At 57.7% G+C, this 25,618-nt stretch carries 23 protein-coding genes; 13 read left to right on the top strand and 10 right to left on the bottom strand.

Annotation, left to right across the window (positions count from 1 at the left end):
• Window positions 1-185: 185 nt before the first annotated feature.
• The 4 genes from ugpB to ACQZ51_RS19280 all read left to right on the top strand — a co-directional run bounded on the left by ugpB (window position 186) and on the right by ACQZ51_RS19280 (window position 4,416).
• Complete coding sequence (gene ugpB, locus ACQZ51_RS19265) at window positions 186-1,490, top strand: sn-glycerol-3-phosphate ABC transporter substrate-binding protein UgpB (protein WP_042616875.1); 1,305 nt, start codon at window positions 186-188, stop codon at window positions 1,488-1,490.
• Window positions 1,491-1,634: 144 nt separating this feature from the next.
• Window positions 1,635-2,516 carry a sn-glycerol-3-phosphate ABC transporter permease UgpA gene (gene ugpA / locus ACQZ51_RS19270; protein WP_448779693.1) on the top strand — a complete coding sequence of 294 codons (882 nt, stop codon included), beginning with the start codon at window positions 1,635-1,637 and terminating at the stop codon, window positions 2,514-2,516.
• Between the two features lie 11 nt (window positions 2,517-2,527).
• Window positions 2,528-3,376 carry a sn-glycerol-3-phosphate ABC transporter permease UgpE gene (gene ugpE, locus ACQZ51_RS19275; protein ID WP_243257806.1) on the top strand — a complete coding sequence of 283 codons (849 nt, stop codon included), beginning with the start codon at window positions 2,528-2,530 and terminating at the stop codon, window positions 3,374-3,376.
• Window positions 3,376-4,416 (top strand): sn-glycerol-3-phosphate import ATP-binding protein UgpC, encoded by a 1,041-nt coding sequence (locus tag ACQZ51_RS19280; protein ID WP_448779695.1) that lies wholly within the window; start codon window positions 3,376-3,378, stop codon window positions 4,414-4,416. Before ugpE ends, ACQZ51_RS19280 begins: the two co-directional genes overlap by 1 nt.
• 58 nt (window positions 4,417-4,474) lie before the next feature.
• Here the strand turns inward: ACQZ51_RS19280 and ACQZ51_RS19285 are convergent, their stop codons facing one another.
• From ACQZ51_RS19285 to ACQZ51_RS19310, 6 genes are all read right to left on the bottom strand, one after another.
• Entirely contained in the window at window positions 4,475-7,573 is a 3,099-nt protein-coding gene (locus ACQZ51_RS19285; RefSeq protein WP_448779697.1) for an efflux RND transporter permease subunit, read from the bottom strand.
• Window positions 7,570-8,823, bottom strand: coding sequence for an efflux RND transporter periplasmic adaptor subunit (locus ACQZ51_RS19290; RefSeq protein ID WP_448779699.1), 1,254 nt, complete (start codon window positions 8,821-8,823; stop codon window positions 7,570-7,572). Before ACQZ51_RS19290 ends, ACQZ51_RS19285 begins: the two co-directional genes overlap by 4 nt.
• A 329-nt stretch (window positions 8,824-9,152) precedes the next feature.
• The gene (locus ACQZ51_RS19295) at window positions 9,153-10,133 is read right to left on the bottom strand and encodes an esterase-like activity of phytase family protein (protein ID WP_448779701.1); all 981 of its coding nucleotides are present in this window, start codon (window positions 10,131-10,133) and stop codon (window positions 9,153-9,155) included.
• A 52-nt stretch (window positions 10,134-10,185) separates the two neighbouring features.
• On the bottom strand, window positions 10,186-12,090 hold the full coding sequence (gene cobT / locus ACQZ51_RS19300; protein WP_448779703.1) for a cobaltochelatase subunit CobT: 1,905 nt from the start codon (window positions 12,088-12,090) through the stop codon (window positions 10,186-10,188).
• Window positions 12,091-12,191: 101 nt separating this feature from the next.
• Complete coding sequence (cobS, locus tag ACQZ51_RS19305; RefSeq protein ID WP_042616868.1) at window positions 12,192-13,181, bottom strand: cobaltochelatase subunit CobS; 990 nt, start codon at window positions 13,179-13,181, stop codon at window positions 12,192-12,194.
• 65 nt (window positions 13,182-13,246) lie between these two features.
• Window positions 13,247-13,876, bottom strand: a complete 630-nt coding sequence (locus ACQZ51_RS19310) for a J domain-containing protein (protein ID WP_042616867.1) — start codon at window positions 13,874-13,876, stop codon at window positions 13,247-13,249.
• Between the two features lie 113 nt (window positions 13,877-13,989).
• On the opposite strand from ACQZ51_RS19310, the gene ACQZ51_RS19315 reads away from it, so the two are divergent.
• Entirely contained in the window at window positions 13,990-14,271 is a 282-nt protein-coding gene (locus ACQZ51_RS19315; protein ID WP_448779706.1) for a BolA family protein, read from the top strand.
• A 2-nt stretch (window positions 14,272-14,273) separates the two neighbouring features.
• Here ACQZ51_RS19315 and aroB read toward each other — a convergent pair whose 3' ends face one another.
• Both aroB and ACQZ51_RS19325 read right to left on the bottom strand, forming a co-directional pair.
• Window positions 14,274-15,407, bottom strand: coding sequence for a 3-dehydroquinate synthase (gene aroB, locus ACQZ51_RS19320; protein ID WP_311273036.1), 1,134 nt, complete (start codon window positions 15,405-15,407; stop codon window positions 14,274-14,276).
• A 3-nt stretch (window positions 15,408-15,410) separates the two neighbouring features.
• Window positions 15,411-16,007, bottom strand: coding sequence for a shikimate kinase (locus ACQZ51_RS19325; protein ID WP_448779708.1), 597 nt, complete (start codon window positions 16,005-16,007; stop codon window positions 15,411-15,413).
• 170 nt (window positions 16,008-16,177) lie between these two features.
• Here ACQZ51_RS19325 and ACQZ51_RS19330 point away from each other — a divergent pair, with 170 nt between their 5' ends.
• The 6 genes from ACQZ51_RS19330 to ACQZ51_RS19355 all read left to right on the top strand — a co-directional run bounded on the left by ACQZ51_RS19330 (window position 16,178) and on the right by ACQZ51_RS19355 (window position 21,491).
• Window positions 16,178-16,330, top strand: coding sequence for a hypothetical protein (locus ACQZ51_RS19330; RefSeq protein WP_448779710.1), 153 nt, complete (start codon window positions 16,178-16,180; stop codon window positions 16,328-16,330).
• Between the two features lie 17 nt (window positions 16,331-16,347).
• Window positions 16,348-17,301, top strand: coding sequence for a site-specific tyrosine recombinase XerD (gene xerD, locus ACQZ51_RS19335; RefSeq protein WP_448779712.1), 954 nt, complete (start codon window positions 16,348-16,350; stop codon window positions 17,299-17,301).
• A 63-nt stretch (window positions 17,302-17,364) separates the two neighbouring features.
• A complete protein-coding gene (locus ACQZ51_RS19340) occupies window positions 17,365-18,318 on the top strand; it encodes an acetyl-CoA carboxylase carboxyltransferase subunit alpha (RefSeq protein ID WP_042616862.1) in 954 nt (317 codons plus the stop codon).
• 236 nt (window positions 18,319-18,554) lie between these two features.
• A complete protein-coding gene (locus ACQZ51_RS19345; RefSeq protein ID WP_448779857.1) occupies window positions 18,555-20,009 on the top strand; it encodes a sensor histidine kinase in 1,455 nt (484 codons plus the stop codon).
• The gene (locus tag ACQZ51_RS19350) at window positions 20,006-20,443 is read left to right on the top strand and encodes a response regulator (protein ID WP_042616860.1); all 438 of its coding nucleotides are present in this window, start codon (window positions 20,006-20,008) and stop codon (window positions 20,441-20,443) included. Before ACQZ51_RS19345 ends, ACQZ51_RS19350 begins: the two co-directional genes overlap by 4 nt.
• Before the next feature lie 7 nt (window positions 20,444-20,450).
• Window positions 20,451-21,491, top strand: a complete 1,041-nt coding sequence (locus ACQZ51_RS19355) for a sensor histidine kinase (protein ID WP_448779715.1) — start codon at window positions 20,451-20,453, stop codon at window positions 21,489-21,491.
• A 13-nt stretch (window positions 21,492-21,504) separates the two neighbouring features.
• Here ACQZ51_RS19355 and ACQZ51_RS19360 read toward each other — a convergent pair whose 3' ends face one another.
• Together ACQZ51_RS19360 and ACQZ51_RS19365 are read right to left on the bottom strand one after the other, a co-directional pair.
• Entirely contained in the window at window positions 21,505-22,227 is a 723-nt protein-coding gene (locus ACQZ51_RS19360) for a L,D-transpeptidase (RefSeq protein ID WP_448779859.1), read from the bottom strand.
• Window positions 22,228-22,250: 23 nt separating this feature from the next.
• A complete protein-coding gene (locus ACQZ51_RS19365) occupies window positions 22,251-23,246 on the bottom strand; it encodes a L,D-transpeptidase family protein (protein ID WP_448779717.1) in 996 nt (331 codons plus the stop codon).
• Between the two features lie 218 nt (window positions 23,247-23,464).
• Here ACQZ51_RS19365 and ACQZ51_RS19370 point away from each other — a divergent pair, with 218 nt between their 5' ends.
• Entirely contained in the window at window positions 23,465-24,022 is a 558-nt protein-coding gene (locus ACQZ51_RS19370; protein WP_448779718.1) for a DNA-3-methyladenine glycosylase, read from the top strand.
• Between the two features lie 161 nt (window positions 24,023-24,183).
• The gene (locus ACQZ51_RS19375; protein ID WP_448779719.1) at window positions 24,184-25,548 is read left to right on the top strand and encodes an aspartate aminotransferase family protein; all 1,365 of its coding nucleotides are present in this window, start codon (window positions 24,184-24,186) and stop codon (window positions 25,546-25,548) included.
• Window positions 25,549-25,618: the final 70 nt, after the last annotated feature.

Here is a 25,618-nt window from a genome sequence, read left to right on the forward strand (position 1 = left end):
GCCGGGATAACAAAACGCCTAAAAAAGAGGGGCTGCCCGTCCATTTTTGGCAGTTTCCACTGCCGCGCCCGCTATTGTGACAGTTTTATGACAGAAATCAGTTGCGACTAATGTTTGAAAGTGATCATGAAGAACGTGGCGATTCATGATCGCCCAAAATCAGTTCATGGTAGGGAGGAAATTCCATGAAAGCCGTCTTCACTTCGGTCACCGTTGCCACATCTGCACTGCTGATGGCGTCCAGCGCCATGGCCGCCACGGAAATTCAATGGTGGCATGCCATGACTGGCGCCAACAATGAGGTTGTCGAGCAGCTTTCAAAGGAATTCAACGAGAGCCAAAAGGATTACAAGGTCCTGCCGGTTTTCAAGGGAACCTACCCGGAAACGCTGAATGCGGGCATTGCCGCCTTCCGCGCCAAGCAGCCTCCAGCCATCATTCAGGTGTTTGATGCAGGCAGCGGCGTGATGATGGGTGCGCAGGGTGCCATCGTTCCTGTGGCGGACGTTCTGGAAAAAGCTGGCCTGACCTTCAACAAGGCCGACTATCTGCCGGGCATCGTTTCCTATTATTCCAAGCCTGACGGCACCATGCTGTCCTTCCCCTACAACTCCTCTTCGCCGATCATGTACTACAACAAGGACATCTTCACGAAGGCCGGGCTCGACGCTGAGAACCCGCCAAAGACATGGCCTGCCGTGTTTGAAGCCGCAAAGAAAATCAAGTCCAGCGGTGCTGCACCCTGCGGCTTTACCTCAACATGGCTGACCTGGATCCAGACCGAAAACTTTGCCGCCTGGAACAACCTGTCCTATGGCAGCAATGAAAACGGCCTTGCCGGAACAGACGTCAAGCTGGCCTTCAATTCCGAGCCATTCGTCAAGCATTTTCAGGCCATTGCCGATCTGGCCAAGGATGGCACATTCCGTTACGGCGGCAGAACATCTGAGGCAAAGCAGCTGTTCACATCGAGCGAATGCGGCATTCTGACGGAATCATCCGGCGGCCTTGGCGATATCGTCAAGAGCGGCATGAATTACGGCATCGGCCAGCTGCCTTATTACGAAGGCGAAGGACGCCCGCAGAACACGATTCCGGGCGGCGCGAGCCTCTGGGTCTTCGGCGGCAAATCCGACGATGAGTATAAGGGCACGGCGGCGTTCTTCCAGTTCCTGTCGCAGACCAAGATTCAGTCTCGCCTGCACCAGGTTTCAGGCTACATGCCGGTGACACTGGCCGCCTATGAGGACACCAAGGCATCGGGCTTTTACGGCAAGAACCCGGCTCGCGAAACGCCGCTTCTCCAGATGATGGGCAAGCCGCCAACAGCAAACTCCAAGGGTGTGCGCCTCGTCAATCTTCCGCAGGTCCGCGACATCATGAACGAAGAGTTCGAGACGATGCTTGCGGGCAAGCAGGATGCCAAGGCAGCACTTGATAAGGCTGTCGAGCGCGGCAATGCGGCCATTCAGCAGGCCGTTGGCCGATAACAAACCTGGCTGCTGGTGCTTAAAGGTGCTGGCAGCCATGATACCATTGCGGTGTGCACTGCGCGGCACCGCCTGACTACACAAGCATCCGACTATTGTGAGACATCCGACATGACCTGTCGGATGCTCTAAAGGAGCCCGCCTTTGCAAAGCGTCGTCTTTCCCAACAAAATCCTTCCCTATTTTCTGGTCGCCCCGCAGATCATCCTGACCGTGGTGTTTTTCTTCTGGCCCGCCAGTCAGGCACTGTATCAGTCTGCCATGAGTGAGGACCCATTCGGTCTGCAGAGCCGCTTTGTCGGCTTTGACAATTTCTCTGCCATTCTATCAGATCCGAACTACCTGCATGCCTTGCAGGTGACGGTCGTCTTCAGCATTGCCACGGCACTCGTCTCCATGGGCGCGGCCCTTTTGCTGGCCACCGCTGCAGATCTCGTGGTGCGCGGCAAGGGCTTTTACCGCACCATGATGATCATTCCCTATGCGGTCGCACCTGCCGTGGCCGGCATGCTCTGGCTGTTCATGTTCAACCCGGCCATGGGCACCTTCGCCTATATTCTGCGCAGAAACGGCATTGACTGGGACCCACTGCTGAATGGCAATCAGGCGATGACGCTGGTGGTTGCGGCGGCCGCATGGAAACAGATCAGCTATAACTTTCTGTTTTTCGTGGCAGGCCTGCAGGCCATTCCAAAATCGCTTCTGGAAGCCGCCGCCATCGATGGTGCGCGCGGTGCGCGTCGGTTCTGGACCATCATCTTCCCGCTGCTCGCACCCACCACCTTCTTCCTGCTGGTGGTCAACACGGTCTATGCCTTCTTCGATACATTCGGCATCATCCATTCCGTGACGGGCGGCGGACCGGCAAAGGCCACGGAGACGCTGGTCTACAAGGTGTACAATGACGGTTTCGTCAATCTCGACCTTGGTTCATCGGCGGCGCAATCCGTTATCCTGATGGTGATCGTCATTGCGCTCACAGCCTTCCAGTTCCGCTTCGTTGAGCGGCGCGTGCATTACGGTTGAGGAAAACATAAATGATCCAGAACCGTCCCATCGCAACTCTCATGGCGCATCTGATGCTGGTCCTCGGCATCGTGATCGTTGCCTTTCCGATCTATTACACCTTCATCGCATCATCAGCGACATCCACTGACATCCTGCGACCGCCGCTTTCGCTTCTGCCATCAGGGCACCTTGCGGAAAATTACGGGGAAGCCATTTCCGGTGGTGTCGAGCGGGTGGTTGGTGTCAGCCTTGAACGGCTGCTGTTCAACAGTTTCGTGGTTGCGCTGGCCATTGCCATCGGCAAGATTATCATTTCGTTCCTGTCGGCTTTCGCCATCGTCTTCTTCCGCTTTCCCTTCCGCATGGGCTTTTTCTGGATGATCTTCATCACCCTGATGCTGCCGGTGGAGGTGCGCATTCTGCCGACCTATAAGGTGATCGTCGATCTTGGCCTGTTGAACACCTATGCGGGATTGACCCTGCCGCTCATGGCATCGGCCACGGCGACATTCCTCTTCAGGCAATTCTTCCTGACCATTCCCGGCGAAATGGTGGAAGCAGCCCGTATCGACAATGCAGGACCCTTCCGCTTCATGCGCGATATTCTGCTGCCGCTTTCAACAACGAACATAGCGGCCCTGTTCGTGATCCTCTTCATCTACGGCTGGACACAGTATCTGTGGCCGCTTCTGGTGACGGATCGCGCGGAAATGAACACGATCATTATCGGCCTGCGCCGCATGGTGGATTTTACCGACGCCTCGACCCCCTGGAATTATGTGATGGTGACGGCAATTCTCGCCATCATCCCTCCGGTTATCGTCGTGGTGCTGATGCAGCGCTGGTTTGTCAAAGGCTTGGTGGAGACTGAAAAATAATGGCAACAATCGAACTCAAGGACGTTCGCAAGGTCTATGGCGGCAATGTCGAGGCGATCAAAGGCGTATCGCTGAGCATTCAAGACGGCGAGATGATCGTGCTGGTCGGCCCTTCCGGCTGCGGCAAATCCACCCTGCTGCGCATGGTGGCCGGGCTTGAAAGCATCAGTTCCGGCGATGTCGATATTGGCGGCAAGCGCGTCAACGATCTGGAACCGGCGGAACGCGATATCGCCATGGTGTTCCAGAATTATGCGCTCTATCCGCATATGACCGTGCGGCAGAATCTGGCCTATGGGCTGAAGAACCGCAACACACCGAAGGACGAGATCGACAGGCGCATCAATGATGCCGCCCGCGCGCTCGAAATCGAGCAATATCTGGAACGCAAGCCCAGACAATTGTCCGGCGGCCAGCGCCAGCGCGTCGCCATGGGCCGCGCCATCGTGCGCAAACCATCCGTGTTTCTGTTCGATGAGCCGCTGTCCAATCTGGATGCGAAGCTGCGAGTGCAGATGCGGGTGGAAATCCGGCGCTTGCAACGCTCTCTGGCAACCACCAGCATCTACGTCACCCATGACCAGATGGAGGCGATGACGCTGGCTGACCGCCTTGTGGTGCTAAATGCCGGGCGCATCGAGCAGGTTGGAACGCCCATCGAGCTTTACGAGAAGCCGGCGACATCCTTTGTCGCCACCTTCATCGGCTCTCCTTCCATGAACCTCTTGCCCCTTGATGGAAAGGTCTGGAAAGCACCTGAGAATGGCAGCATTCCCGCCGGTGCCGCGACAATCGGCATCCGCCCTGAAGACCTCACCATTGCAGAGGCATCATCCGCCAGCCCGTTCAACATCCCGGTGACTGTTGCAGCCGTGGAGCTTGTAGGGGCGGAAAGCTATGTTCACGCGGAGATGTCGGACGGGAACCCGATCGTCTTTCGTGTTGCCGGTCGCTCGGCCATCGAGATTGGCGACACAATGGCCATCACGGCCGATGCAGCTCGTTTCCATCTGTTTGATGCAGACGGAAAACGTCTCTAAAACTTTTCGACCCAACTGGCCCGGATTGATCCGGGCCAGTCGCCAGCACAACATGGTCTCAAGCTCCGGTCGGCTCCATTTCCGGGTGATGCCGGTTTTTCCTGAAGAGCGACTTCAGAAAGTCTGAAAACCGCTCGATCTCCACGAAGATCACGGGCGTCATGAACAATGTCAGGATCTGGCTGACAATCAGCCCGCCCACCACGGCAATACCCAGCGGCTGGCGCAGCTCCGAGCTGGCACCTGTTCCAAGAGCAATCGGAAGCGCCCCGAACAACGCGCAGAATGTGGTCATCATGATCGGACGCAGGCGACGAACCGCCGCCTCATGGATCGCCTCAAGCGTTGGCATTTTCTCCTCCCGCTGCAGGGTCAGCGCGACGTCGATCATCATGATGGCGTTCTTCTTGACGATGCCGATCAGCATCAGAAGGCCGATAAGGGCGATAATCGACAGGTCGAAACCAAAGAGTTTCAGCGTCAGCAACGCACCAAAGGCGGCAGATGGCAGACCGGAGAGGATTGTCAGCGGATGCAGGAAGCTTTCATAGAACACGCCCAGCACGATGTAGATGGTGAGGATTGCAGCACCGATGAGGAGACCGGTGCTGTCACTCGTCTGCTTGAAGATTTGTGCGGCACCGGCAAGATTGGTCGTGACCGTCGATGGAAGCGCGATCTTTTGCTTCAGCGCATCAAGCTGCTGCGTGGCCTGCCCCAAAGAAACGCCAGCGGGCAGGTTGAAGGAGAGTGTGACCGATGTGAGCTGTCCCGTTTGGTTGACCGTAACAGGCCCCGGTTTGCGGCTGATCGTGGCAAAACTCGATAGCGGCACCAGCGTCCCAGATGACGAAGCAACCCGCAAGGAACGCAGCGACTGCTCTGTCCAGTCAACAGACTGATCATATTCCAGAATGACATCGTAGCTGTTGCCCGTCGTCTGGATTTGCGTCGCAACATAGCTGCCAAAGGCTGCTTCCAGCGTCTTGCGCAGGGACTGTGAGGAAACGCCCAGGCTGTTTGCGCGGTCCTTATCAACCTCGACATGGGCCTGCAGGGCATTATCCTGCAAATCCGAGGCGACATCCACAAAGGTGCCGCTCTCTGCCCGCATGGCATCGGCCAGCGTTTGCGACCATTGGCGCGCCGCGTTGGCATCAATGGATTGCAGCACCACCTGATAGAGGCTCTGGGTGCTGCGCCCGCCAAAGCGCAGGCTCTGTTGCGGCGTGATAAAGGTCTTGAGGCCTGCAATGCCCGCCAGAGAATGTCTTAAGCTCCCGAGCGTCGCCTGAAGTTCCGGGCGCTGGTCGGCTGGTTTGAGCTGAACCAGCAGCGTGCCGGAGTTGAGCGCCGAGCCCCCCGGACCTGAGCCGAGCGTAGAGGTGACGTGGGCAACAGCCGGATCGGCAGACAAAATACCCGCGGCTTGGGCCTGAAGGCCGCTCATGGCCTTATAGGAAATATCCTGCCGCGCCTGCGTAGACACCGTCAGCAAGCCCAGATCCTCAGTTGGGAAAAAGCTGCGGGCAAGGCTTGAAAACATCCAGCCCGAACCGACCAGCGTGAGCAGGAACAGGATGATGACCACGGGCCTGTGAACAAGGCACCAGCCGACCGAACGGCCATAGGACTCCGTTGCCCGGTCAAACAGGGTCTTCTTTGGGTTCTCAGGTGGTGCATGGTGCGGCAGACGCGAAGCCAGCATGGGGGTGACCGTCAGGGACACGATAGCCGATGCCATGATCGCCAGGGTAACGACCACGCCGAACTCGTTCAGGACACGTCCGACGATGCCGCCCATAAGGAGGATCGGCAGGAACACGGCAACCAGCGAAATCGACATGGAGATGATGGTGCCCGTCACCTCGCGGCTGCCTTCGATGGCCGCCTGAAACGGAGGCATGCCCTCCTCGACCTTGCGGACGATGTTTTCCAGCATCACGATGGCATCATCCACCACCAGACCAACCGACAGCGTGAGGCCAAGGAGAGATATGTTGTCGATGGAAAAACCCAGCGCATACATGGCACCGAGGGTGGCAACCAGTGACAGGGGCACGGCAAGGCCGGGAATGAGCGTGGCCCAGACCTGACGCAAAAACAGATAGATGACCAGAATGACGAGGCCGAGCGTGACCATCAGTGTTGTCTCGACATCATCGACGGCAGCACGGATCGAGACCGATGCGTCATTGACAACGTTGATATGCATATTGGCGGGCAGGCTTGCCTGCAACTCGGGAAGCTTGGCCTTGATAGCATCCACCACCGCCACCGTGTTTGCGCCGGGTTGGCGCTGGACCGACAGAACGATAGCCGGCGTACCATCTAGCCAGCTTCCCTGATTGACGACCTCCACGCTGTCCTTCACCGTTGCCACATCCTGAAGCCGCACAATACGATTGTCCGGATTGGCAATGATAAGCGTACGGAACGAAGCCGCATCCGTGCGCTGGGTGGAGGCATCGAGCGTCAGTGCCTGCGAGGAATTCTGTAGGGTGCCGATGGGCGATTGGTCGTTCGCGGCTGCAAGGGTGTTGGAAAGGCCGTCCAGCGAAAGGCCTCGGCTTGCGAGTTTGGCAGGATCGACCTCCACCCGCACCGCATAGGTCTTCGCACCGAAAATCTGCGCCTGCGCCACGCCTGAAATAGTGGAAAGAGCCGGGGAAATCACGTTCTCGGCAAGGTCGTCCATCTTCGTCAACTCGGCACCATCGCTGGTCAGCGCCAGAATGATGACGGCGGCATCGGCCGGGTTCACTTTCCGATAGCTGGGCGGCGACGTCATATTATCAGGCAGTTGCCGCTGCGTTCGCGCAATCGCGGCCTGAACATCGGCTGCGGCGGCATCGATATTGCGAGACAGATTGAACTGGATGGTGATCTGAGTATTGCCGAGCGACGAGCTTGCGGTGATCGTATCGATCCCGGCTATCGTTTGAAACTGCTTGATGAGCGGCGTCGCCACCGAACTTGCCATCGTATCCGGTGCGGCACCGGCCAGCTGGGCGGAGACATTGATGGTGGGGAAATCCGCCTGCGGCAGCGCGGCGACGGGCAGGTTACGATAGGCGGAGAAACCGGCAAGCACCACGCCGATCATCAAAAGGATTGTCGCAACGGGACGACGGATGAAAATTTCGGAAATATTCATGGCGCGACACCGTTTTGGGATATCCGGGTTTCGGTGCCTGTGCCTGTGTCACCATCCGTCTGCTTGACCATAACCTGGCTTCCATTGGTCAAGCTGGCCTGTCCTTCGACGACAACCTTTTCACCCTCGGCAAGCCCTGCAGACATGCCAGCGCTATCACCATTGCTGAGTGCTACGGTTACCTTGCGTTGTTCGACCGTATTGTCGGCCCGCACGACATAGCAAACATATCCGCCTGCCAACGGCTGGAGCGCCACAACAGGCACAATCGCCAGATTATCGGCCTTGCCAGCGGTGACTGCCACTTTCAGCGACTGTCCCGGCCAGAAGTTTTCGGCGTTGTTCTCCAGCAGCATTCGCAGTTTGAAGGTGCCAGAGGCTGCATCGACATTGTTATCGATGAAGACGATGGGTCCGGTTGCACTCTGGTTTTTCGCGTCTGCCTGGGTGGGAGAGACCGTGGCGGACAGGCTTTTGGTGGCCATGGTGGCGCGGATCAACGCGAGGTCCGGTTCCGGCAGCATGAATTCGGCATAGACAGGTTTCATCTGTGTCAGTTGCACAACATTGGCACCCGGCGCGACATAAGCGCCTACGGACAGAAGCACGGCCCCCAGCCTGCCATCAAAGGGAGCGCGGATTTGCGTTTGCGACAGCGTGACATGGTCGGCGGCAAGGTTGGCCTGATCGACCAGCAATGTGGCGGCGGCCTGGCGGGCCGTGGCGCTGGCATCGCTCACCTGCTGCTGCGTATCTACGCCGGTTCTAGCCAATGTCTCGGTGCGGCTGAGGGTGGCGTTGGCGGCATCCAGCGTTGCCTGATCCTTGGCAAGCTGCGCCTCATCACGCTGAATATTGGCTTTGATCGTCCGGTCATCCAGCTGAACCAGGAGATCGCCAGCCTTCACCTCCGCGCCATCCTTGGCCAGCACATTTGCCACAATGCCGGAGATCGGGCTGGTCAAGGCGGTCGAGGCCACGGGCACTATGGTGCCGATGGTTTCCCGCTCAACCGGCAAAGCCCCTGACGTGACGACGGCAACCTTTACCGCCACAATGCGCGCCCCTGGCTGCGACGACCCGTGTCTTTCACCATGCCTGGATGGCACGTCTGCTGATGCGCGGATGCCATCGGATGCTGAGGAAGCTTCGACCGCCCAGGCCGGAAGGTAGGCTGCAAAGTCACTACGGTAAACGAAGAGGAGGATCGAAATGGCTGCGACCACCACGAGCGTTGAAATATACTTCATGCAGAAGTCCTCTGGAGAGGTTACTCTGGTTATAGATCAGCTGAATTCAGGAAAGACAGGAAATATTAAAGCAGCATAGGAAATGTAAATTTCCCATTCCGTCATTAAATTCCGTAGTAGAAGTATATTCATAGCTCACACGCCTCGCGCGCTGCGATAATAACAGGCGACGATTGCAATCATACATGAACAGACAGCCGATGGCGCGACCGTCATTGTTTCTTGACACACTTAACGCGCCAAACACTGAAAATGGAAGATGATGGGAGATTAAATTACTGTAATCTGGTCGCAGCACTGAAGGCGCGGCTGCGACCGCGCGCCACGGCTCAATCCGCCAGTTTGAATTCCAGCATGATGTTTCGCTGCAGGAAGGAGTGGTTATTATCCGACACGAGGATCAGGCGCGTCGATCCATCCGCCGCCTTGATGACATCGATGCCTTCGATATTGTCGATCTGGTCGGACAAATCCGCCTGGATCAGAACCTCACCATCCACGACAGCACCGGGCTTGATCGCATCGGCTTCAATAAGGCGGATGCGCATGCCGACGCCGAGCGCCAGATCGAACATGCGTTCCAGGAGCAGAAGATCGCCATTGGGCAGGAAAGCACCGTCTGTCACGGAAAACGCACTGTGCTTTGCAACGGTGAAAAGCCCCTTGCGTGGCCCTTCCAGAACAGCAGCGAGGAGATGACCTCTGCTATCGACGCTGGTTTCGGCAATGGTCACCATTGCCCCCTTCAGCGGACCATCGGTTGGAGACAGGGCAAGCGTTTCCATGCCCGCATTGCTGCGGAATTCCCCGTCCGGAATAAGATGCGGCAAGCGTCCAATCGGCTTCGCCGTCGCCCTGCCCTCATAGGGGTAGATATCGATGCGGGGCTGCTGTTCGAAGCTGACGAAGGCCTTGCCGGCGCGAAGGGCGAGCCCTTCGGCATCCATATCCACCTTGCGCTTGGCTTCGCGCCCATTTCGGTCCAGCATCGGGTCTATATGAACGTTTGACAGGCCTGAAAGAAGGCCGGATGCCCCGCGCTCGATCGCGCCACTCATCCAATGCCCCGTATCCAGCACAGCGAGAAAGTTCGTTCCATCCGGCAGGAAGCGAATGCTTGAAATGGCCCCGAACAGGGGTTCGGGCGAGCGCATGACAAGCCCACCCACAAATTCCAGCCTGCCGAACCGCGTCTCGGTCGAGCCGACCTTGAACACATCAATCGAACGCGATGTCACTGATACATCGACCGTGGCGGCGGCTAAGCCCGAAGGGCAAAGGGCAGCAGCCGACGCAATGGTGGCGACCATTGCTCGACAAAGAAATCTAACAGACCATGTAGAGGCTAAGGCGAACGCCGACCTAGCTGGCACGGCGCATCCTGCCGGAGCGGCGGGGGGCTGCGCTCGTATCTTCAAACAATGCGGCAAGTTGCTCGGTCATCGCGCCTGCCAATTCGTCCGCGTCCACAATGGTAACGGCGCGGCGATAGTAGCGCGTCACGTCATGGCCGATACCGATGGCAAGCAGCTCCACCGACGACCGCGTCTCGATCTGCTCGATAACTGCGCGCAGGTGCCGCTCCAGATAGTTGCCCGGATTGACCGAAAGCGTCGAATCATCCACCGGCGCGCCGTCCGAGATCATCATCATGATCTTGCGCTGTTCAGGACGGTTGATGAGGCGGTTATGTGCCCACATCAGCGCTTCGCCGTCGATATTCTCCTTGAGCAGGCCTTCACGCATCATAAGGCCGAGATTGCGGCGCGAACGGCGCCATGGCGCGTCTGCGGACTTGTAGACAATGTGGCGCAGATCGTTGAGGCGACCGGGAGATGGCGGCTTGCCATTGGCCAGCCACTGCTCACGCGATTGACCGCCCTTCCAGGCTTTCGTCGTAAAGCCGAGAATTTCGACCTTGACGCCCGAACGTTCCAACGTGCGCGCCAGAATATCGGCGCAGGTGGCAGCCACCGTGATGGGGCGGCCACGCATGGAACCGGAATTATCGATGACCAGCGAGACAACCGTGTCGCGGAACTTAGTGTCGCGCTCCTTCTTGAAGGACAGCGGCTGCATGGGGTCGATCACCAGACGCACCAGACGCGCCGGATCGAGATACCCCTCTTCCAGATCGAAGTCCCAGGACCGGTTCTGCTGCGCCATCAGGCGGCGTTGCAAACGGTTGGCCAAGCGCCCGACGGCACCCTGCAAATGCGCGAGCTGCTTGTCGAGGAACGCCCGCAGACGGTCGAGCTCGGCTTCATCGCAAAGTTCTTCGGCGGAAATTTCTTCGTCGAATCCCTGGGTGAAGATGCGGTAATCGACCTTCTCGTTGAAGTCATCAAATGGGCTGTTGGGACGGCGGGTTTCCCCTGGAGTTTCCGAATCCTCATCAAGATCGTCGGACATTTCGTCCTCCGACATCTCGGCGCCATCCATCTCGCCGTCTTCCATCTGCTCCTGAGAGGCTTCACTCTCTTCGGCAGGGGCGGCATCAGAACCGGCTTCTTCCTCGACCTGCTCTTCCTGCGTCTCGTTGCTGGCGGGCTGGTCTTCTTCGCTCTCGGTTTCCTGGCTTTCGGGCTGGTCGTCCTCGTCGCCAAAATCCTCCGCCATCTGCATGGAGGTCAGCATCTTGCGGATGAGTTTCGAAAAGGCCTTCTGGTCTTCGACAACCTTGGACAGATCCTGAAGATCGGCAGAGGCCTTGTCTTCAATGAAAGGCCGCCAGAGATCCAGCACCTGGCCTGCACTTTGCGGAGGCTTCTCGCCTGTCAGCTTTTCACGAACCATCATGGCGATGGCTTCGGCCAGCGGTGCCTCTTCCTGGGTTCTGATATTGACGAAATTCGCCTTGGCGTATTTCTCGGCATTCATCGCGCTGATGTTGGATGCCATCCCAGCCATACGCATGGCGCCGATGGATTCAACACGCGCCTGTTCTACCGCATCGAAAATCAACCGGGCATCCGGCCCCTGCGGCGACATGGTGGCGTGGATATCGCTATCGTGGCAGGCCAGACGCAACGCCATGGAATCGCCAAGGCCACGGGTAATGGCGATTTCCTGAACGGTTGGCTTCTTGGAGATTTCCGGCAGGCGCATGCGCTCGCCGGCAAGACCGGGGCGTTCATTGGCAAAGACCACTTCGACTTCCGAGTCACCCGCAATCGAGCGCACACATCCGGTAATGGCCTGACGCAGCGGTTCTGCATCGATCACCGTCCCGGATTTGGGTCTCACATTGTCGCCGCGGCCTGCCATGGGTCTTTCCTGTCGATCCTGAACGCTCACCCTCCGCCGGATGGCGGAAGGGCTGGCGTCTTCAACTCACTGGTGACATTCTCCGGAAATGCCGGGGAAAATCAGGCGCTGAGAACGATGTTCGCAGCGCTTTCCTTCAACTCGACGCCAAATGCGCGCTGATAATGTTCAGCAACCAGCGTCCGCTCCAGCTCATCGCACTTGTTGAGGAAGGTAACGCGGAACGCGAAGGCGACATCACCGAAAATATCGGCATTTTCTGCCCAGGTGATGACCGTGCGCGGGCTCATGACGGTGGAGAGATCGCCATTGACAAAGGCAGAACGGGTCAGATCGGCAACGCGCACCATCTTGGAGGCGGTTTCACGGCCCTTGGCGTTATCAAGGCTCTTCACCTTGGCAACAACGATGGCAACTTCCTGCTCATGCGGCAGATAGTTCAGCGTTGTCACGACAGACCAGCGGTCCATCTGTGCCTGGTTGATTTGCTGCGTACCGTGGTAGAGGCCGGTCGTATCGCCGAGACCAACCGTGTTGGCGGTTGCAAAAATGCGGAAGGCAGGGTGAGGACGGATAACACGGCTCTGGTCGAGCAGCGTCAGGCGACCTGATGATTCCAGCACACGCTGAATAACGAACATCACGTCCGGGCGACCGGCATCATATTCGTCGAATACCAGCGCCACATTGTGCTGGTAGGCCCAGGGCAAAATGCCGTCCTTGAATTCTGTGACCTGCTTGCCGTCCTTCAGAACGATGGCATCCTTGCCGACGAGGTCGATACGGCTGACATGGCTATCGAGATTGACGCGCACGCAAGGCCAGTTCAGACGGGCCGCAACCTGCTCGATATGGGTTGACTTACCCGTGCCGTGAAAGCCCGAGACCATCACGCGTCGGTTGTGAGCAAAACCGGCCAGAATGGCGAGCGTGGTATCACGGTCGAACAGGTAGTCCGGATCAAGATCCGGCACATAGGCGTCACCCTTCGAATAGGCAGGCACGCGCAGATCCGTGTCGATACCGAAAACGTCTCTCACAGAGACTGTGGTATCCGGCAGGTTTGTAATATCAAGGTCAATTTTGCTCATAACGACTCCAAGGCGGGTAGCAGCCACCCGGCCACAATATCTATCAGGCGCTCACAGGAAAGGGCTTAGCAGAAACCTGCTTGCTTTAACAATTGGTAGGCTTGAATTACAGCACGAAAACGCTCCTCCGAACCGCGATCACCACCATTAGCATCAGGATGGTGCTTTTTGACAAGGTCCTTATAGCTCCGTTTTATTTCGTCCTGATTGGCATTCACAGAAAGCCCAAGCGTATCGAAGGCTTTTTGTTCCAGGGTCTTGAGCTTGCGGCTCTGCTGGTAACGGGGGCCACCGGTGCGCCCCTGCCCGGATGCAAAGCCGAAGGGATCGCGGATGCGCGCATTGGTCGCACTGGCTGAACCCGATCGAAGCGTCGAATGCAGCGCACTTTCAGCAGCGCTCTTGTTGACGCCAACCGTCCAGGTGGGGCGGTGCCCGGTGATCGCCTCTTTCTGATATCGCGCGATTTCGGCGTCCGACAGGCCGGAAAAATAATTATAACCCTTGTTGTAATCCTTCACGTGCTCAAAACAGAACATGAAGAATTGCCCTTCGGCATGGCGGCCGACGGGAGCACGGTGAGCGCCCGGCTTTTCGCACCCATCCCACTGACAGGTCGGGGTCTGAATCTCAGGCTCCCGGTCCTTTCTGCGGCGTGTGCGAATGCGGTCGAAGTATTTCGAATCCAGTTTCATGGTAGCCTGATTATGGTGCGCGAAATCGCGCACAACAAGAATTGACAAAGCAGAATGTTACGGGTCTTTAGATAACCCCCTTTTAGAGGCACGACCCATTGGAGACGCCACACATGACCTTGCGCGACAGCATAGAAAACAAGCTCAAAGAAGCGTTCGCGCCTGAGCGACTCAACGTCGTTGATGAAAGTCATATGCATGCGGGACATCAGCCCGACATGACCGGAGCAGACGAAACGCATATGCGTGTTCAGATGGTGTCAGAAAGCTTCGCGGGCAAGTCCCGTGTTGACCGCCACCGCGCCGTCAACGCTCTGCTGAAGCCAGAACTGGATGCTGGTCTGCACGCGCTTGCGCTTGAGATCGCAGCCCCGGGCGAAAAGACCCGGTTCTGAGATCAGCCCGGATGCTTTTCGCTGAGGAACGACTGCACCTCTGAAGCCGCCACATCATCTGCCACGAAGGACTGGCCGATGCCGTGGGTGAGGATGAAGGTGAGCTTACCGCCCTTGACCTTCTTGTCCTGGGCAATCGCCGTCAGCAGCGTTTCAACCGGTGGCAAAGCGCCGGGAATGTCCTTCATGGTCGTCGGAAGGCCGACGGCCTTCAGGTGCGCTTCGACACGGGCGGCATCATCGGGGCTTGCCAGATTAAGCCGGGCGGAGAACTGGTGCGCGAGCACCATGCCGATGGCGACGCCTTCGCCGTGAACCAGACGACGGCTATCGTATTCGGTCGCACTTTCGAGCGCGTGGCCGAAGGTGTGGCCCAGATTGAGCAGGGCACGAACGCCATTTTCCTTCTCGTCGGCAACCACCACATCCGATTTCGCCTGACAACTGACGGCAATGGCCTCGATACGAGCCGGACCACCCGCAAGGATGTCGGTCCAGTTCTTCTCCAGCCAGCCGAAAAACTCCGGCTTGTCGATCAGGCCGTATTTGACGACTTCCGCATAACCGGCGCGAAATTCGCGCGGGCTCAACGTATCGAGTACCGCCGTATCCGCCAGAACCAGATCCGGCTGATGAAACACGCCAACAAGGTTCTTGCCGTGGCGAGAATTGATGCCGGTCTTGCCGCCAACAGACGAATCGACCTGCGCCAAAAGCGATGTCGGGATCTGCACGAAGCGAACGCCACGACGAACAATGCCTGCGGCAAAGCCCGCGAGATCGCCGATGACGCCGCCACCCAGCGCAATCACCGCATCGTTTCGCTCAATCCGCGCCGCAAGCACGGTATCGCAAACGGTCATCAGATGTTCGAAGCTCTTGGTCTTCTCACCGGCCGGCAGCGTCAGGGAGACAGCCTCGATGCCATCCGTCTGAAGACCATCCATCAAAGCCTCGAGATAGAGCGGCGCAACATGCTCGTCGGTGATGATGGCGGCGCGCTTTCCTTTCAGGCGCGACGAAATCTCGCCCCCTGCACGGCTGACGAGGCCAGGCCCGATCAGAATATCATAGGCACGGTCCGGGAGCGGCACATGCACGAGGCGTTCATCGGCTGGCATTTCGTGAGATGTCATGGATCAGGCTTTCTGCTCTGCACCGACGATTGCTTCCAGCACTTCGTGCACGATGATTTCCTTGCGGACATCGCGTGACTCGATCGTTATGTCGGCTTCTTCATAAATCGGGTAGCGGCGCTCCATCAGAGCCTGCAATGTGGCCTTCGGGTTCTCGGTCTTCAGCAAAGGGCGGTGTTCGCGTTTGCTGACGCGATCCCACAGCACGTCGAGATCGGCTTTCAGCCACATGGATATGCTGCCGCGCTTGATGTGCCTGCGGGTGCCCTCATTGATGAACGCGCCACCACCGGTGGAAACCACCTTCGGCCCGCCCCGCAACAGCCGCTTGATGACCCGCTTTTCGAGCGCCCGGAACTCGTCTTCGCCGTAAGCGGTAAACAGTTCGGAAATCGTCATGCGCGATACGCGCTCGATTTCAACGTCGGTGTCGATGAATGGTATCCTGAGCTGTTGGGCGACCAGCCTGCCAATGGCGGACTTGCCCGCACCCATCAAGCCCACGAAAACAAGGTTCCGCTTTCCAAGCGCAGCCCGCGCTCTTTCACCGATCGATTTCTCACCCGTAGCAGGATGAAAACTTGTATTGGGTTCGCTCATGAATGATGGTCCGTTTGGGATCGGTATCTGCAAATGTTTACCAAGCGTCAAGCCTAATTGCGCCTTATAGAACGAGAATCGCGTCGACGAGCCATGGCAAATGCGAGGTGCGGACCTTGCCTTTGCCGCAACTGCGCCTGATATGAAGCCAAAGACTGACCGGAGTGTGCATGCCAACCCTTTTTCGCTTCATCTTAGTTCTGGCCGCCATCGCTGGCATCATCTATGGCAGCATGCTGTCGCTCGTCATGCTGGTGGAGCCGCGGGAACGGGAAATTACGGTCAGAATTCCATCCGAGCGGCTGAACCCGCCCACCCCTTGAGGACGAAGGCTGCTTCAATGAAGGCTCAGGACAATGCGCGGCTGGAAAGTTTCCTGGAAATGATGAGCGCCGAACGGGGATCGGCCACCAACACGCTGACATCCTATGAGCGCGATCTGAACGACCTCGCAGACTTTCTGACAGAGCGCAAAGTGGTGTTCAGCGAGGCGGCGTCATCAGATCTATCTGCCTATCTCACCCATCTTTCGGCACAGGGCTTTGCCGCCTCCTCGCAGGCCAGGCGCCTGTCCTCCATGCGGCAGTTTTACAAGTTTCTCTATTCGGAAGGTCTACGCGGCGATGACCCGACGGGCATACTGGATGCGCCGCGCAAGGGTCGCTCCCTGCCAAAAACCATGAGCGTTGCCAATGTTACCGCGCTTTTAGCCCAAGCCTCCCAAGAAGCAGAAACGGAAGGTCCTGGCCAGCTTGCGCGCATTCGCATGCATCTGCTGCTGGAGCTTCTCTATGCGACCGGCATGCGGGTGAGCGAGCTGGTTTCCCTTCCGGCCAAGGTTTTGCGCCATGAAGGCCGCTTCCTGATGATCCGGGGGAAGGGCAACAAGGACCGGATGGTGCTGTTGTCGCGCGCGGCCATGGCGGCAATGGACAGATACGAACAGGCAAGAAAAGCCCTGGCACCCCAAAAGGAAGGCCAGCCTGAAAGCACGTGGCTATTTCCGTCCAACGGCAAGGAGGGGCATCTGCCACGTCAGGTGTTTGCCCGCGACTTAAAAGATATCGCCATTCGCGCCGGGCTGTCACCATCCACCATATCCCCGCACGTGATACGGCACGCTTTTGCCAGCCACCTGCTCCAAAATGGTGCAGACCTGCGCGCCGTGCAGGAACTGCTTGGCCATTCGGACATTTCCACGACACAAATCTATACCCATGTGCTGGAAGAAAGGCTGCAAGAGCTGGTACAAACGCACCACCCTCTTGCCAAACAGGCCAAAAACCTTGAATAGAGCGTCCAAAACCGCCGGAATAATCCGGTACAACCTTGCGCAAAACGATCGGAATCGGATCTCATGCACAGCTACCTCGACTTCGAAAAACCTATCTCGGACCTCGAAGGCAAAATTCTCGAGTTGAAAAAACTCGCTGCCGAAGACGAGAGTATAGATACGTCGGAGGAGATTTCCCGTCTTGAATCGCGCGTTCAGGACGCGATGCAGGATATCTACTCCAAACTGAACGCCTGGCAGAAGACGCAGGTTGCGCGTCATCCCCAGCGGCCCCACTTCGTTGACTACGCCAAGGCGCTGTTCACTGATTTTACGCCGCTGGCTGGCGACCGCAAATTTGCCGAGGACGCCGCGATCCAGGCAGGTCTCGGCCGTTTCAACGGACAGGCAGTCGCCATCATTGGCCAGGAAAAGGGCAGCGACACCAAATCGCGCCTGAAACACAATTTCGGCAGCCCGCGTCCCGAAGGATACCGCAAGGCGATCCGCGTGCTTGAGCTGGCCGACCGTTTCGGTCTTCCCGTCGTAACCTTGATCGACACTGCAGGCGCCTATCCAGGCGTTGGTGCCGAAGAGCGCGGACAGGCGGAAGCCATCGCGCGTTCAACGGAAATGTGCCTCAACGCCAAGGTTCCAATCATCTCTGTTGTCATTGGCGAAGGCGGATCTGGCGGAGCCATCGCTATCGCCACCGGCAACCGCGTCTACATGCTGGAACACGCGATCTATTCGGTGATTTCGCCCGAAGGTGCGGCCTCCATTCTGTGGCGCGACTCCACACGCGCCAAGGAAGCGGCCACCAATATGCGCATCACCTCAGAGGATCTGCGGTCGTTGGGCGTGATTGATGGCATCATTCCCGAACCGATGGGCGGTGCCCACCGTGATCCGGCCAAGGTTATCGCAGCAACCGGCAAAACCATCGACGCGGCACTGCGCGATCTGGTTCCGCTGGCAGGCACGCAGCTGCGCGCTGAACGCCGCCAGAAGTTTCTCGATATCGGCCGCAGCCTCTAAACCACAATTGCCGACAAAAATTGAACCCACCCGCCGCAGCGGGTGGGTTTTTGCGTTTAAACCACAGGCAGTGACCGCGAATGCCATGCGGCATGTTCGATAAAAGTGAACAACTTAACCATTGCTGTAGCAATGCCTTGCATAAGCAACCGCCGCTGGACTATTTACGCGATATCTAAAAAAATACGGGGCTTGCGGTGGCTAAATTATCTGCGTTCATTCAACGAACGCTTATCATGCTTGGGGTGGGCGTTGTCCTGCTCGTGGGGATGGTTGCGACATCGCTCTGGCTGGTCCAGGCAAACAACAAATATTCCCAGGAAACCGCTGAACTGCGGCGACTGCGCGCCTCCATTCTCGACGTCCTGACCACCGTACAGGATGCAGAAACCGGACAGCGTGGTTTTCTTTTGACGAGTGACGAGCGCTATCTCGTGCCCTATCAGGACGCATTGGCGACGCTGGCCAACAAGCGTGCCCTGCTTGTTGAACGCGTCGGCGACCGGCCAGAATACAAGCCCGAACTTGAGCCACTGCAATCCAACCTCGACGCCAAGCTGGCCGAAATCGGGCGCGGCATCGAGCTGGTCAGAAATGATCGGATGCCTGAGGCCATCGAGCTTGTGCGCAGCGATACCGGCCTTGCCTATATGCGCGCCATCCGCGACACGCTCAACCACTTCCAGCAGATGACGGACGATCGGCTTCGCGTCATCGTGGCCGACCAACTATCGGCGGCAGAGAACCTTCGCTGGGTAACGATTGGCGGGGCCATTGCCATTCTGGGCGTGCTGGGCGGCGCGCTGGCACTGATCATGAAATATATCCGCGAGCTTATGCGCTCCCGCGAAGAGGTGGATGAACTGAACCGCGGACTGGAAGAGCGCGTGGATGAGCGAACCCGTGACCTCATTCGAGCCAATCAGGAAATCCAGCGTTTCGCCTATATCGTGACCCATGATCTGCGCGCACCGCTGGTCAACATCATGGGCTTCCTTTCGGAGTTTGATGCATCGCTGAAGCCGGTTCAGGCATTTGTTCTTGCGGATGGAAAGCCGCTATCGGAGCGGGAAGTGCAGGACGCACGACTTGCTGTGCAGGAAGACCTGCCTGAAGCCATGGGCTTCATTCGCTCGTCCACGCGCAAGATGGACCAGTTGATCAACGCCATCCTGAAAATCTCCCGCGATGGACGCCGCAAGCTTCAGGCTGAGAAGGTCGACCTTAAGGAAATCCTGACATCGGCAGCGGCAAGCGTGCAGCATCAGGTGACCGCCGTTGACGGCAAGATCGACGTGGACGTGCATAGTTTCACTGTCATCAGCGACCGTATTTCTCTGGATCAGATCCTCGGCAACCTCTTCGATAACGCCGTAAAATACCAGATGCCCGGACGCCCGCTTGAGCTGAGCGCCCGCATTCTGCCGCAAGGCCGGGGTATTGTGCGCGTTGATGTGAGCGACAATGGTCGCGGTATTGCCGACGACGATTACGAGCGCATTTTCGAGCTCTTCCGCCGCGCCGGAGAGCAGGACCAGCAGGGCGAAGGCATCGGCCTTGCCCATGTGCGCTCGCTCATCAGAAATTTAGGCGGAGACATTACGGTTGTGTCCGAGCTTGGCAAGGGCAGCACGTTCCACCTGACATTGCCGACAGACCTTAGAAAAATCACGCGAGGAAGCGACATATGAAAGCAACAGGCCAGGAAGTGACAATTGTTATGGTCGAAGACGATGAAGGCCACGCACGCCTCATCGAAAAGAATGTGCGGCGCGCAGGCGTCCACAACGAAATCGTTCCCTTCACGCTCGGCCATAAGGCGCTGGATTTCATTCTGGGGCCGGAGCGCGATGGGCTGGTCAGCAAGGACCGCTATCTTCTCATTCTGCTCGACCTGAACCTGCCGGATATGTCCGGCATCAAGATCCTTGAACAGATCAAGAGCAATGAATACACAAAGCGTCTCCCGGTTGTGGTATTGACGACCACGGACGACGAGACAGAGATTCAGAAATGCTATGATCTTGGCGCCAATGTCTATATCACCAAGCCGGTGGACTATGAGGGCTTCGCGACCGCCATCAGAAATCTCGGCCTATTCTTTTCCGTAATCCAGGTCCCGTGAAAGCCCAATGACCCTGCGAATCCTCTATGTTGATGACGACCCAACGCTCGCAAAGCTCGCGCAGCGGGTTCTCGGTCGTCATGACATTACTGTGGTTCACGCAGCGTCGGTCAGCACGGGCTTGGAGGAGTTCGAGGCGGGGTCTTTCGATGCCGTTGTTCTGGATCACTATTTCCAGAACGGCACGGGGCTGCAGTTTCTCGCCGCCATCGGCGAGGCATCGCGCCGCATTCCCATTCTCTACGTGACCGGTGCCAGCGAAGCACAGGTCGCCATCGATGCCTTGAAGGCGGGGGCCGCCGATTACGTCATCAAGAATGTGGCGGATGATTTCTTTCCGCTTCTGCTCAATTCCATTGAGCAGGCGCTGGAAAATTTCCAGTTGCGCCGCGAAAAGGAAGATGCCGAACGGCAATTGGTTCAGGCCAAGGAACGCGCAGAGCTGATGGCCAAGGAGATGAACCATCGCATCGCCAACAGCCTCTCGCTCGTATCTGCGATGATCCGCATGCAGCTTAATGCCGTCGCGACGGAGGAAGCGCGCACAGCGCTTCTGGAAACCCAAAGCCGTATCTCAGCCATCGCCGGCGTTCACCGCAGCCTGTACACAGCAGACAATGTCGGGGAGGTCGAACTCAATGCGTATCTCTCCTCCATCATCAATGATCTGGCTAGATCCTCTCGCGACAGTGAGAAAATCCGCATATCCACGCGGATGGACACCGTCACGGCAACGCCCGATCAGGCCGTTGCTTTGGGCGTGATCGTAACCGAACTGACCACCAACGCATTGAAATACGCCTATCCCGGCGGCGAGGGCGAAATACGCATCCATCTGACCCGCGATAGCGGCACGATCAGCATGGTTGTGGAAGATGATGGCGTCGGCATCAATGGCGAGAACCCGCCCAAAGGCACGGGTCTTGGCACGCGTCTGATTGGCGCGATGACGCAAAGCCTGCGGGCAAACCTCACACAGTCTGCCACAGCCTCATCGAACGGCGCTTCCATATGCGTTCAGTGGGAAGAAGACAGTTCCACCCACTGAACATAATGGTGCCTTACATCGTGTCCAACATCGGCGCCAAGGCGACGGACTGCCCAACTGGCGCACCCGACATGACGACAATGGGCGTTCCATCCGGCACACGGTTATAGAGATCGATAATATCCTGGTTCATCATCCGTACGCAGCCCGACGAGACGGATTTGCCGATGGTCCACCATTCCGGTGAACCATGCAGACGATAGATCGTATCCACTCCATCCTTGAAAATGTAAAGCGCACGCGCGCCCAGCGGGTTGTTGAGCCCCGGTGCCATGCCGCCATTAGCGGCGCTATAGGGAGCCAGTTCCGGCTGGCGGCCAATCATTTCGTCCGGCGGTGTCCAGCGCGGCCATTGACGCTTGTACTGGATGACACCCCTTCCCGCCCACTCGAAGCCGGCGCGACCAAGACCGACGCCGTAACGCATTGCCTGTCCGCCCTCATAGGTGAGGTAAAGGAAGTGATTTGCCGTATCGACGACGATCACGCCGGGGCGTTCACCGGTTGGGTTGGTGACCATCTGGCGATAGAAGCGGCGGTCGATTTTTTCGTAAGGGATCGCGGGCAGAGGAAACTGCTCATCAGGCTTGGCGCCGTAGATCTCGGCATAGAACGGGTCGGCCACAGGCTGCACGTTGCTTTCGACCTCGCGCGGCGTGGTGGTGCATCCGGCAAGCGCGGTCAAAGCCAGACCTCCCGTGCCGAAGAGGAAAGACCTGCGGGTCGTATCTTGCATCGTCAATTTCTGTCCTTAAGGTTTTATCTTGCACCCGCAAAAGGGTCCGCAAGTGCCGCTTCTGGGCGGCTGATGGGGTATTTCGTACCGGAAACTTTTGCTGCCATGCTTTTCGGGCCATTGTTTTTCAAAAGCGCACGGAAGCTGGGATGCATGCCGCCATCGACATAGGCGCTGACAGCGCTTGGCTTGACCCCATTGAGCGCCAGCGCAAGCTTCTGCTGCTCGGCGCTCAGCTTTGCGGCGATTGCCGGGTCCGGCTGGGTGGTCATGGGCGGGCAGCTGGCCAGCGGATCGTTTGGTTCACCACCGTCAAACTCGGCGTTGAACACGTAGCGACGTCCGCAGACCGACACTTTTGGCTGACGTCTTGTCAGCTCAAACGTGTCGTATCCTTCTTTCATCGTCTTCCAGAACGGAAAGTTCGGGTCGTCCTTATAGGTAGCCATGTTGCGGGCCGTCATGCGAAACGGAAAGGCCTGTACCTGAAACTGGCTTTGTCCGCCTTTCAGCGCACGGTCGACAATCGCGTAGATTTCACCCACCTGCTGATCGGTCATCGCGTAGCAGCCCGACGACGAACAGGCGCCATGCACCATCAGCGCCTCGCCGGTATAACCCAGCGCGGATTCCAGCTTGTTGGGATAGCCCAGATTGAACGAGACGAAATATTGTGAGTTCGGGTTCAGCATTCCCGCTGAGACGTGGTAAAAACCTTCAGGCGCCTGACGGTCGCCGCTCTTGGTCTTGGGACCGAGCTTTCCAGACCAGCGGCACATGGGATAGGTCTTGAACAAAGCGTAGCTGCCGGTCTTGTCGACCTTCCAGACTTCCAGTTCACTTTCCTGCTTGAAGATGCGCACCAGAACCGGGCTTTCGGGCTTCATGCCTTTCGCAGACATGGAGGCAGCAACCCTGGAGGAGAGTTTCGGCGCAGCCTTCTCGGCGCTATCGAGACCCATGGATGTGCAGGCAGCCAGCGCCGCGCACAGACCGGCAACAGCCGCGCCGCGTGCCATCGTTCTTGCAACAGCTTGTAAATTCGAAGGTATGAACCTCGAAAACATCGATTTAGTCATTAAAACGCCTTGCCCGCCTCAGTAAGCGATACCGTACATAGAGAAGTTGGCCGCATCGCGGCAACCGTCCCAGAGGACAAAGAGTCGTGAATTTCCGTTACAGCTTCGTTAATCATGACTACACAACATAGTGAGGCCGTGCTGATGGGAAGCGACCGATGATCCCTCTTTCGCCATCCTTCTACGCAAGAGACGCTGTGCTGGTGGCGCAGGCGCTCATCGGCTGCACATTTCATGTTCATTCAACCGCGGGCATTATCGTTGAAACGGAAGCCTATCGGACGGATGATCCGGCGTCTCACAGCTTCAATGGACCGACGCCGCGAACCCGCACCATGTTTGGCCAACCTGGCCATCTCTATGTCTATCGCTCCTACGGGCTGCACTGGTGCGCCAATATAGTCTGCACGCCGGGGTCAGCCGTTCTGATCCGCGCGCTGGAACCGACCGATGGTCTCGACATCATGGCCGTTCGCCGCAACATGAGCGATCCGGCCAGACTTTGCTCGGGGCCTGGAAAGCTTGCGCAGGCGCTCGGGATTACGCAGGAGATGGATGGAGCGCCGCTTTCCGGCGACGCAATTTTTGTCAGCGCTGCTGCATCGCCCGCCGTCACAGTGGCTGGCCCGCGTATCGGCATATCCAAGGCCATCGACCATCCCTGGCGCTTCGGCATGGCCCAATCGCGGTTTCTCAGCCGGAAATTTCCGGGTTGAGGCTGGACATACGCCTCTCTCAAAATCGCCGCAGATTTGGCACGAAATTGCAGGCGAAACCACAATGACGATAGCAGCACCTGACTGTGCGTGCTTAAGTGACGAGGATACACCGGCCAGTCTTGGACCGGGTGCGAATGCAATTGGACGAAGGACGCAGCATGACCATCAAACCGAACTCCATAGAAGGCCGCGATATCGCCTATCAGATGCACCCGAACGTCAATCTGCGAAAGTACGAGAAAACTGGTGGGCTGGTCATCGAATCCGGCGATGGCGTCTATGTTTTCGACAATAACGGCAAGCGTTACATTGAAGGTCTTGCCGGCCTCTGGTCTGTTGCCGTGGGCTTTGGCGAACAGCGCCTCGTAGACGCAGCGAAGACGCAGATGGAAAAGCTGCCCTACTACCATACCTTTGCCTACAAGACCCATGGACCGTCCATCGAGCTTGCGGAGACGTTGATCCAGATGGCGCCGGTGCCGATGTCGAAAGTGCATTTCACATCATCCGGTTCGGAAGCCAATGATCTTGCCTGCAAGATGGTCTGGTACCGCGCCAACGCGCTTGGCGACAAGGACAAGAAAAAGATCATCGGTCGCATCAAGGGCTACCACGGGGTAACGATTGCGTCTGCCTCTATCACCGGATTGCTACGCAACCACGAGAGCTTTGACCTGCCGCTGGATCGGATGGTCCACACCTCCTGCCCGTCCTATGTGCATTTTGGCCATGACGGTGAGAGCGAGGCGGATTTCACAGCCCGCATGCTAAAGGATCTCGAAGACCTCATTCTCAAGGAAGGCCCGGAAACCGTCGCGGCCTTCTGGGGAGAGCCCGTGATGGGCGCGGGCGGCGTGCTCGTGCCACCAGACGGATATTGGGAAGGCGTGCAGAAGATCCTGAAGAAATACGACATTCTGCTGGTTGTCGATGAAGTCATCTGCGGTTTCGGCCGAACCGGCAAAATGTTCGCGTGCCAGACCTATGGCATTGAGCCGGATGTGCTCATTGTGTCCAAACAGATTACGTCGTCCTATATGCCGCTTTCGGCAATCCTGATGAATGACAGTTTCTACCAGCCAATTGCCGATGAATCTGAGCGGATCGGCGTGTTCGGTCACGGTTTCACGGCATCGGGCCATCCTGTTGCCACAGCCGTTGGACTTGAGAACCTGAGGATCATCCAGGAGCGCGATCTGGTTGGCAATGCAGCCCGCCTTTCCCCGCAGTTCCTGTCGCGCCTTTCGGGGTTGGCAGAACACCCTCTTGCCCATTCGTCGCGTGGCGTGGGCTTGCTTGGCGCGCTGGAAATCAAACCTTTCGCTGAGGGGAAGGTTGGCGATGCGGCACTGACGGTGGCAGCAGCGCTTGAAAAGGAAGGGGTGATTTGCCGCGCCGTGGGTGACGCAGTTTGCTTCTGCCCCCCATTGATCATCACAGCCGAGCAGATCGACGACATGTTCGACGCGCTTCAGCGCGCTCTGGATGCTGTCGCGGCGGCCCGCGCCTCGTCAGGTCTTTGATCGACATCGAAGGTGCGGGGGTGGCTTGAATTCGGCACGCCGCTCCTTACCTTCTAGTCAACATCAATGG

This window comes from Agrobacterium sp. CG674, assembly GCF_053521645.1.